Origin of the sequence: Okeania sp. SIO2F4 (assembly GCF_010672385.1) — a bacterium.
Taxonomy (GTDB): domain Bacteria; phylum Cyanobacteriota; class Cyanobacteriia; order Cyanobacteriales; family Microcoleaceae; genus Trichodesmium.
The window spans coordinates 1-9,143 of the sequence record NZ_JAAHGT010000350.1; the positions used below are offsets into that span (position 1 = coordinate 1).

Annotated in this window: 5 protein-coding genes; 2 read left to right on the forward strand and 3 right to left on the reverse strand. The window is 35.1% G+C overall.

The window, feature by feature from the left end; all coding sequences use genetic code 11:
• The first annotated feature begins 349 nt into the window (after positions 1 to 349).
• Positions 350 to 1,210: an aldose epimerase family protein gene (locus F6K22_RS21005; protein ID WP_293102173.1), complete on the forward strand. Its 861-nt coding sequence runs from the start codon at positions 350 to 352 to the stop codon at positions 1,208 to 1,210.
• 623 nt (positions 1,211 to 1,833) lie between these two features.
• Here the strand turns inward: F6K22_RS21005 and F6K22_RS21010 are convergent.
• Both F6K22_RS21010 and F6K22_RS21015 read right to left on the reverse strand, forming a co-directional pair.
• The gene (locus tag F6K22_RS21010; RefSeq protein WP_293102176.1) at positions 1,834 to 2,889 is read right to left on the reverse strand and encodes a glucokinase; all 1,056 of its coding nucleotides are present in this window, start codon (positions 2,887 to 2,889) and stop codon (positions 1,834 to 1,836) included.
• A 686-nt stretch (positions 2,890 to 3,575) separates the two neighbouring features.
• A complete protein-coding gene (locus F6K22_RS21015) occupies positions 3,576 to 4,049 on the reverse strand; it encodes a Uma2 family endonuclease (RefSeq protein ID WP_293102185.1) in 474 nt (157 codons plus the stop codon).
• A 667-nt stretch (positions 4,050 to 4,716) separates the two neighbouring features.
• Here F6K22_RS21015 and F6K22_RS21020 point away from each other — a divergent pair.
• Positions 4,717 to 6,150, forward strand: coding sequence for an ApeA N-terminal domain 1-containing protein (locus tag F6K22_RS21020; protein WP_293102179.1), 1,434 nt, complete (start codon positions 4,717 to 4,719; stop codon positions 6,148 to 6,150).
• A gap of 182 nt (positions 6,151 to 6,332) precedes the next feature.
• On the opposite strand, the gene F6K22_RS21025 is transcribed toward F6K22_RS21020, so the two are convergent.
• Positions 6,333 to 9,143, reverse strand: a 2,811-nt coding sequence (locus tag F6K22_RS21025) for an efflux RND transporter permease subunit (RefSeq protein ID WP_293102182.1), incomplete at its 5' end; no start/stop codon positions are given.

A 9,143-nucleotide genomic window follows, 5' to 3' on the forward strand; every position in this document is an offset into this window, starting at 1 on the left:
TCAGCAAATGAAATGACTATTGCGTATGAAGCAATAGAAGGAAAATTTTCATCCTCCGCCTCCGGGAGCTTCAGCAAATGAAATGACTATTGCGTATGAAGCAATAGAAGGAAAATTTTCATCCTCCGCCTCCGGGAGCTTCAGCAAATGAAATGACTATTGCGTATGAAGCAATAGAAGGAAAATTTTCATCCTCCACCTCCGGGAGCTTCAGCAAATGAAACGACTATTGCGTATGAAGCAATAGAAGGAAAATTTTCATCCTCCGCCTCCGGGAGCCTCAGCAAATGAATAGCTTTTCAGACAATTCTGTGAGACCTTAATAGCAGTTGTTTTAGGTAAATTATTTATGGCTGCTAACCCTGGACAAAATCAACCCTACATTCTTTCCGATGAAACTACTCAATCTATGGTCGTTGTTGTTCCTGAAAGAGGTGGCATTGTCACGGACTGGCGCACCCAAGACCAAAAAATATTTTACATGGATAAGGAACGTTTTGCCGACCCGACTCTCTCGGTACGCGGTGGCATTCCTCTATTATTCCCCATCTGTGGCAACTTACCTGACGATACCTACACTCTAGACGGAGAAAGCTACAAACTCAAGCAACATGGTTTTGCTCGTACCCTCCCTTGGGAAGTTACACAACAGTCTACCGAGAATGGCGCAAGTATTACTGTCACTCTCCGCAGTAGCGAGCAAACTATGGCAGGATATCCATTTAATTTTGAGTTGAATTATACCTATATATTGCGAAGTAATACTCTAGAGATGCGATATTCTCACACTAATTTATCTCAAAAACCAATGCCATTTTCTACAGGTATTCACCCTTATTTTGCTGTAAGTGATAAGACTCAATTAGAATTTGATTTACCTTCCAATGAATATAAGCTCAAAGGCGAGCCAAATGTTAATACTTTTTCTGGAGTGTTTGATTTTAACTCTGAAGAAATTGATTGGGCATTTGTTAATTTGTCAAAACAATCAGCAGTAGTTACCGATAAAAGTCGCAATTTAAAGTTAACTATTAACTACGATAGTAATTATTCAACTTTAGTTTTTTGGACGGTAAAAGGTAAAGATTTTTATTGTTTAGAACCTTGGACTGGTCCTCGAAATGCGATGAATACTGGCGAACATTTATTAATTGCTGAACCAGGCAAAACAGTCGAAACAGTAATTAGTATGACTGCAGAATTGGGTTAACTAGCTATCAGCTTTTAGGATTAAGCTATCAGCATTAATATAGGGTGCGTTAGACAGCTAAAATCTAAGGTTTGACATAGATTTAACAATCTGTCGTAACGCACCATTATTAGATGTAGGTAGTGCTAAACAAGTAATGATTGATTGTAGTAATAGATAATATCAAATCCTGTTAAATAGTTATAGATTGGTTAAGTCGTAATTGAGTCAGGAGCCAGGAAAACCGAGTCAGATCAAATCCGTTGGCTTCGGAGTAATATAATTTCTATCATCAGTAGAGACAAAAGGCTATTCTACTCTAGAATATCAATAAATTATTCCTCAATACTGAATTATACCAATGCTACCGGATTTGATATCAGGAGGAGAGAGCATCAAAAAGATTTAACAGTTATGACGATAGGAGACTTTTTTTATGTCCAATCAAACGGATTTGATATAAAATACCAAATGACACCAATATGATTTTCATTCTTATTTGGAGAAGGACAAAGTTTTTCCTCTAACCTAGATAGCCTTTGTCTTAAAGTATTATTGAATCGTTTAATGCAAGAAGTCTTCCCTCTTTCTTTTCCCACTGCTCGATTTTAGTCGAGACGCGCCATTACAATCTTCTTGCTACCCTATAAATTAGAAGCACGAATTGCTGCACCAATTAATCCCACTTGAGGATTTAATACAATATGAACAGGCACTTTTTCTAATAACGGTCTCATTCGCCCCTTACGGTTAAAAGCCTCCATAAAACTGCCTGACTTCATAAGTGGGAGAATTTTACCAGCAATACCTCCTGCTACATACACACCACCATAAGGTAAAAGTTTCAGTGCTAAATTTCCCGCTTCTGCTCCATAAGCTGACACAAACATCTCCAAAGTTTGCTCACACAAGCGATCGCTCTTTTCTAAAGCAGCTTTCCCAATAACCGCCCCTGGATCTACAGTAATCTCACTTGAGCCAATTTCTTTTTCCCACTGTCTGACTACATCACCTATTTCTGGAGACTCTGTGGCAGATTTGCGATCGCGTAAAAACTGATAAACTGCGACAATTCCCATTCCCGAAACTACCCTTTCGACAGATACTCGGTCTATATTATGCTTTGCCAACAAATATTGTAATAGGTGAAATTCTAACTCAGAGCGTGGCGCAAAATCAGCATGACCTCCTTCTGTAGGATAAACTTTAATTGCCCCTGCTCCCCGAATCAAAAAACATTGTCCTAATCCTGTACCGGCACCAAGTACAGCTATGGGGGCATCAGCTAGAGGTTCACCTGGTTGTAAAGTCTCCAAATCATCAGCAGTTAAACCCAAAATTCCATAACCCACTGCTTCAAAATCATTAATCAAAATAATGTGAGATATGTCTAACTCCTTTTCCATCAGCTTTGCATCCAGCATCCAAGGAAGATTAGTCAATTTAACCGTATTATTGACAATTGGTCCGGCAATAGCAAAACAAGCTTTTTCTGGTTGTTGTTTCTCTCCTAACTTTTCAGTTGCTTCTTCCAGGAACTTATTTACTATAGGTACTAAATCTGGAAAATCGTGACTGGAGTAACGATTTTCATAGAGATTTCGCAGTTCCACCGCAGCTTTTGATTCTTCTCGTTTTGCTTCTACCAGTTGTAGTATTGTTTTAGTACCACCAATATCACCAGCTAATAATAATGTCATAGACTATATTCTCCTGAGCAACTGTTTAATTTTTATTATCATATCTTGCTTAGTGGAAGGATAATGATTTAAATACCAATTTTATAAGTGTTTTTTATAAATAGTTAGGGTACTTCTTAGGAGTCAACCCACCCCTAGCTCATTCCAAGAGGGAAAGTCAAAACTCAGGAGTCAGAATTAATGGCGTTGGTAAATCAAAAGATGAAACTTTAAAAGTAATCTGTTTTTAATACCTCTAAATATTTAACCAGAGTAAGTGGTAGTTATCACCCCTAGTAGAAAATCATCCCACGAATTACCAATGCCGAATTAATAACTTCTTATATCATGTTCGGATAATCACTTATAATAAAATTTTTGTTTGTAGTAGGGCAATATCCCTATCTACAGTTAGGGATATTACCCTACTACGAGCTTTAATTATAATAACTATTTAACCGAACATGATATTAGTCATTTTTGGTGTATAATTTATCTTACAATTAGTCAAAAAGATATTTCTTTTAAAGTCTTTTTATAGTCCTTATTCTTCTGAAAATTATTTTTTTGTGCATGGTATTATATCATGACCGGATAATTAGTTATCAAAAAAAGTTCCATCTTCAACCATTACCAAATCTTCCCACACTCCCCACACTCCCCACCCTCCTCCCTCGTTATTTCTAACTATTCAACCGGACATGATATTAGTTTCCCATCCCCAATATTTCATCAACAGTTAAACTCACATCATCAAAAGCTTGAATAGTTAAGCGATCGCCTCGCAAAAATTGTTGTTTCTGCTGATAACTATTTCCCACAATTTCCCGGTAAACTTCTACTAATTCTTGATTAATATCTATCAACCAAACTTCAAAAATTCCATTCTCAGCATACAAAGGTATTTTCACTTCCCAATCATATTTAATAGTTGAATCTACTACCTCTATTAATAAAAATATATCTTCTGGTTGTGGATGTTTTACAGCATAATAATCCTCACGCCATCGCAGCAAAACTAAATCTGGTTGTGGTTCACTTTCATCATTTAAGTCTATAGGATTCTGAGTATCAAATATCGCTTTTCCAGATAATAGTTTATTAAAAATTCCATCTAAACGTCTCACACAACTAGCATGAGGAATACCAATAGATGCCATTTTAACAATTTCTCCTGCTATTAATTATACTCGTTCATCCTCTTTGAGCATACCTACTTTCGCCATTTGATGATATTCTTTGACATTAAACAGTCGTTTTTGTAATTCTACAACCATAATCACCTCTTTTAAGATTTACAAATATGTAGTAATTGACTATTATAACAGTTATAAGATTTGCGCAGAAACCGGGTTGATTAATGTCTTAATTTGAAAAAAAAATAATCAGGGTAATCAACCCGGTTTCTTGTTTAATAATTTTGCAGAAATTAGAATTGGATCCCTTTCGAGGAATCCCCATTTTAACTCCAAAGCAATTTTTAGAATTTATTAAAGACATAAAATCATGAAATAGATACCAGACAAAAGGAGAGAGAAAATAGATATAGCAATCCTATTTTATTTGTAATATTTTGATGGTAGTTAGGAATCTAGGGAAAAGTGGGAGCATCTTGCTCCCGCTACTTCCACAAACTTCCCACCCTTCCCACATTTCCTACACTTCCGACTCTACTCCTTACTACTTTTCCCAAAATTAGCCAGAAGTAAATAATAACAAGGAACCAAATAGAGCGCAACCAGTGTCGAAAATTAATGTTATTATTTAAGCTATGCGCGAAATTAAAAAATTAGGGGATAGTGTTAAAAAGTTGAGTCTTAGTAATACTTAATTATTAGAGGTTTAAAAATGGAAAATATAGAATATTCAGGATATTGGTGGTTGCCCTTAAAGGAAGATGAAAAAATAGCTGGAAAGCCAGAGAAAAAAATACATGGTACTCTGACATTTACAAATGATGAGGGAATTAAACTGCGACTAAAGGGTTCATTTACTGGAGAATTGGAACATTTGATTCCAATTATTTTAGGATTTGCAGATAGAAAGATTATTACTTTGTGTCGTAGTCTGAATTGTTTTTCAACAATAAGTTCATCAGGTTTTTCAAGTCAAGAATATATCTCAGACCTTGCTTTGATTGGCAGACATTTTACTAGCAACCCAGACAAAATATTCTTTCATAAAGCTAAGGTACAGTATAGTTATTTATCTGACTGGGCTGACTTACCTCGTATTAGAGAAGAACCTAAATTACCATATCAGGATAAAGAAGAAGAATTAAGATTTATATATACTTGTCCTGAAACGATTGAAGGAACTACAAAAGATGGAAAATTTTCTCTTGATTATAGTTACTCCAACAAGTCTTTTGTAAATATTGACTTTAAGCAATTTGCATCATTCATCATTCAACCAAAGAATGAAAAACTTTCACTTAAAGATTTTCACTCTAAATTCATACATCCTCTCAATAACTTTCTAACTTTTGCAACTGATAGAGCAAACTCCATTACTAAATTAGAAGTTGATTCCTATGACGTTGATGTAAATGTAGATATAGAAAATACTCATTACAAGAAAGAACAATTTCCTATAGAAGCTATTTATAATACCTACTATCCTGACAGAAAAGAACAAGGCAGATTACTTTATAAACATGAAATTATATTCTCTATATCTGACATTGATAACCTTCCCTCGACTCTGGAAAGATGGTTTGATTCTTGGGAAAAATTAGCTAGTATTTTTAATTTATTCTTCAGTATCTGGTACAAACCAGATATGTATTTAAACAATAAATTTCTCAATCTTGTTCAGGTTGTAGAATCTTATCATCGTCGTCGAATAGAAACAAATGAAGAAAAAAATTATTCTTTACAAGAAAGAGAAGAATCTTATCATTGTTGTCTAATTAAAAAAAATAAAAAAAAGGATCCTTATTTGCGAGACAGATTGGAAGCTTTACTTAAATTTGAATTAATTCTAGATGTAACTAACGAATTAATTCAGGACAAAGATTCATTTCTTACTAAAGTTGTACACACCAGAAACTATTTAACTCACTACAGGGAATCCTTAAAGGAAAAGGCAGCTAAAGGAAAATATTTGTATTGCTTGACAGAATTACTTTCTTTCATTTTGCAAGCTTGCTTTTTGACAGAAGAGCTAGGTTTTACTTCAGATAAATGTTACCAGTTACTTAACAGAAATCTTCGATATCAATATACACTCGATAGAGTAAGAAAAAAGAACTGTTTTGATTGTCCTAAAGAAAACTTATGAAAAATGCCTTGATATAAATCATGACTTTTTATTTCGTCTTGACAGATTGAGTTATATAGAATCCAAACGAACAAATATTACTCAATAAATGGCGTACTTTGCCATTAGAAAAACACCAATATGTATTAGATGTAGGTTGAGTTGAGGAAGCGGAAACCCAACCTACATCTAATTATCAATCATCAATTATTTCTTCTCCCAAAATTCGCCATTAATAAATAACAACAGGGAACTAAATAAAGCGCAACAAGAGTCGAACCACCAACACCACCAGCGATCGCTACTGCTAAAGGGGGCCAAAAGCTACCACCTTGTACCAACAAAGGAACAAACCCGATCATCGTAGTTAAGGTTGTGGCAACTACATGACGAGTGGAACCCATAACGACTTGACGCATAGCTCGACGGTTGCCTGTGGATGCTTCGGGGTCTTCCAATATGGCTGCTAAAACTACTACTGAGTCGTTAATGGCAACTCCCACCAAACCAAATGTACCGATGAGACTCATAAAACCGAAGGGATAACCAAATAACCATAAACTGAAAAATCCTAAACCAATAGCACAAATGGCGACTCCACCAATAATGGCAGTTGCTCGGAAGGAATTCAAGGATAAAACTAAAATTGAAGCTGCTAACAAAAATACAAGAGGCAGTGTAGAAAACAAATTTGCTTCAGAATTGCCTTGTTGTTCCGACTCTCCAGCAATTTCCAACCAATACCCGGATGGTAACTCAAAGTTGGAATCATTTAACCGTTGTTGCCACCCCTGCAAAACTTCGGAAGGTAAAATCCCAGCAGCAATAAAACCTTGAATTAAGTTTACTCGTCTACCATTACGTCTTCTAATAACAGAAAATTCTGGCTGTAATTCTAGTTTTGCTAAAGCTGATAGAGGTATTGTATCAGTTGCACTAAATCGGTTTTGATTTAGACTGGAGTTAGTAGGTTGTAAGTCTAGAGATGTAATTTTGCTAACGTCTCCCCGTTGAGCGTTCGACACTCGGACTCGCACTGGTAATTCTTCAGTATCTTCAATTATTGAACCTCCTAAATTTCCCTCTAATGAGGTTTCTAATTGTTGGGAAAGGGAGGCACGATCTAATCCTGCTAAACGAATTTCTTCTTCTTTTACTTGTAGTTGTAGTTGGGGTCGAATTTCGCTTAAAGTGTCGCGGGTATGAGTTACTTTCGGAACTTGAACTAACAGACTTCTTGCTTGTTCTCCTAATTCTTGTAGACGCTTTAAATTAGGACCATAAATTCTCATTGCTACTGGTGCATCAAAGGGAGGTCCTTGTTCTAATTTTCTAATCAAAATTTGAGTTTCAGGAAATGCAGTATCAACTTCTGCTTGTAGTTTATTAACTAATTCTGACTTAGCAATTGAATTTAACTGTAAAAATCCTTGAGCATAATTTGCAGCTTGTCTACCTGATGTTATGTTGTAGAAATACCGAGGGGAACTACGTCCTAAAAACCATTGTAATTCTTCTATTTCTGGATTTTTCAACATTAACTTTCTGACTTCTATAGCCGTATTTTTTGTTTTTTCAATAGAGTTTAAAGCAGGTAATTCTAATTCTATTTGTAGTTGGTCTCTATCTACTGGAGGAAAGAATTGTTTTGGTAGGTTGCCGACTTGAATTAAACCAATTATCGGTAAAGTTAAACCTAATAATATTCCTAACCAGGGAGTGCTAAATATACTTCTTAGAGTGATTTGGTAAATTTCCTTTAAATAAGAATTCGTAAAACCTGTTTGCCACCATTTTTGTTGATAATTATGGGAATAATGATCATATCTATTGTATAGTTTACCTGCTAAACCAGAACCTATGGTTAGAGAAAATAATAAAGAGGAAATAACAGCAAAAATCACACTAAGACCAATGCCACCAACAAATTCTCCACCAGTACCAGGCATTAAAACAATTGGTAAAAATGCTAGAACTGTAGTTAAAGTTGATGCTGTTAATGGCAAAAATAAATGATTAATTGCTTTATTAATAGCAGTTTCAGCTTTTAATCCTGAAACTATATTTTTAGTAACTTCATCAACAACAATAATTGCTGTATCAATCAATAATCCCAAAGCTACAATCAATCCAGTTATTGACATTTGATTTAGTTGAACATTCAGAAACTTCATCATTCCTAAAACCATACAACTTGACAAAGGTAATGCCAAACCAACAACAATTGCAGACTTCCAACCCATCAAAAATACTGTAATCCCAAATACCAGTATCCCACTTATTAATAGATTCAAAATCAAACTTTTCAAACGAGTTTCAATATAATTACTTTGATTAAAAATAATCTCAAGTTTCAGACCTTGACCAAGTTCTTGACGGAATTTTTCTATTACTGCTTCTGCCGATCTTGCCCATGAGTCTATTTGATAATCTGATTCTACAAATGCAGCTAAAGTAGAAGCAGGACGACCATTAATTAATGCAAGTTCACTGGGTGGTTCAGCAATTGTTTTTCTGACTTCAGCGATGTCTCCAAGTCGAGTAAACTGCCCTTGATTACTAAAGCTAATTGGAATATTTTTAATCCGCTCCAGGGAATCTAAATCTGAATCAACTTCTAGAAGTAAATCATTATTTTGACCGCGAAATAGACCGGAAGAAACCTTAGCATCACTCTGTTGAATTTGTGTAGATAATTGTTGGGGTGTGAGACCAATACTAGCTAACTGAGCAGCATCAATTTCTACTACTATTTCTTCTTGAGGATTACCAATTTCTGCAACTTTTTCTGTTCCTGGTAATGCCAATAATTCATCTTTCAATAATTCAGATAAACGGGTAAGAATTGCATAATTAGGTTCAGTATCTTGTTCCCAAGTTAAAGCAGTAATCATGGCATAAGCTTTAACTTCAAGTTCTTCTAATCGTGGTTTACTTGTACCAGCAGGTAATTGGGGAGTAACTTGATTTAATTGCTCTCTAATTCTTAACCAAATTGTATCAGCATTTGTTGC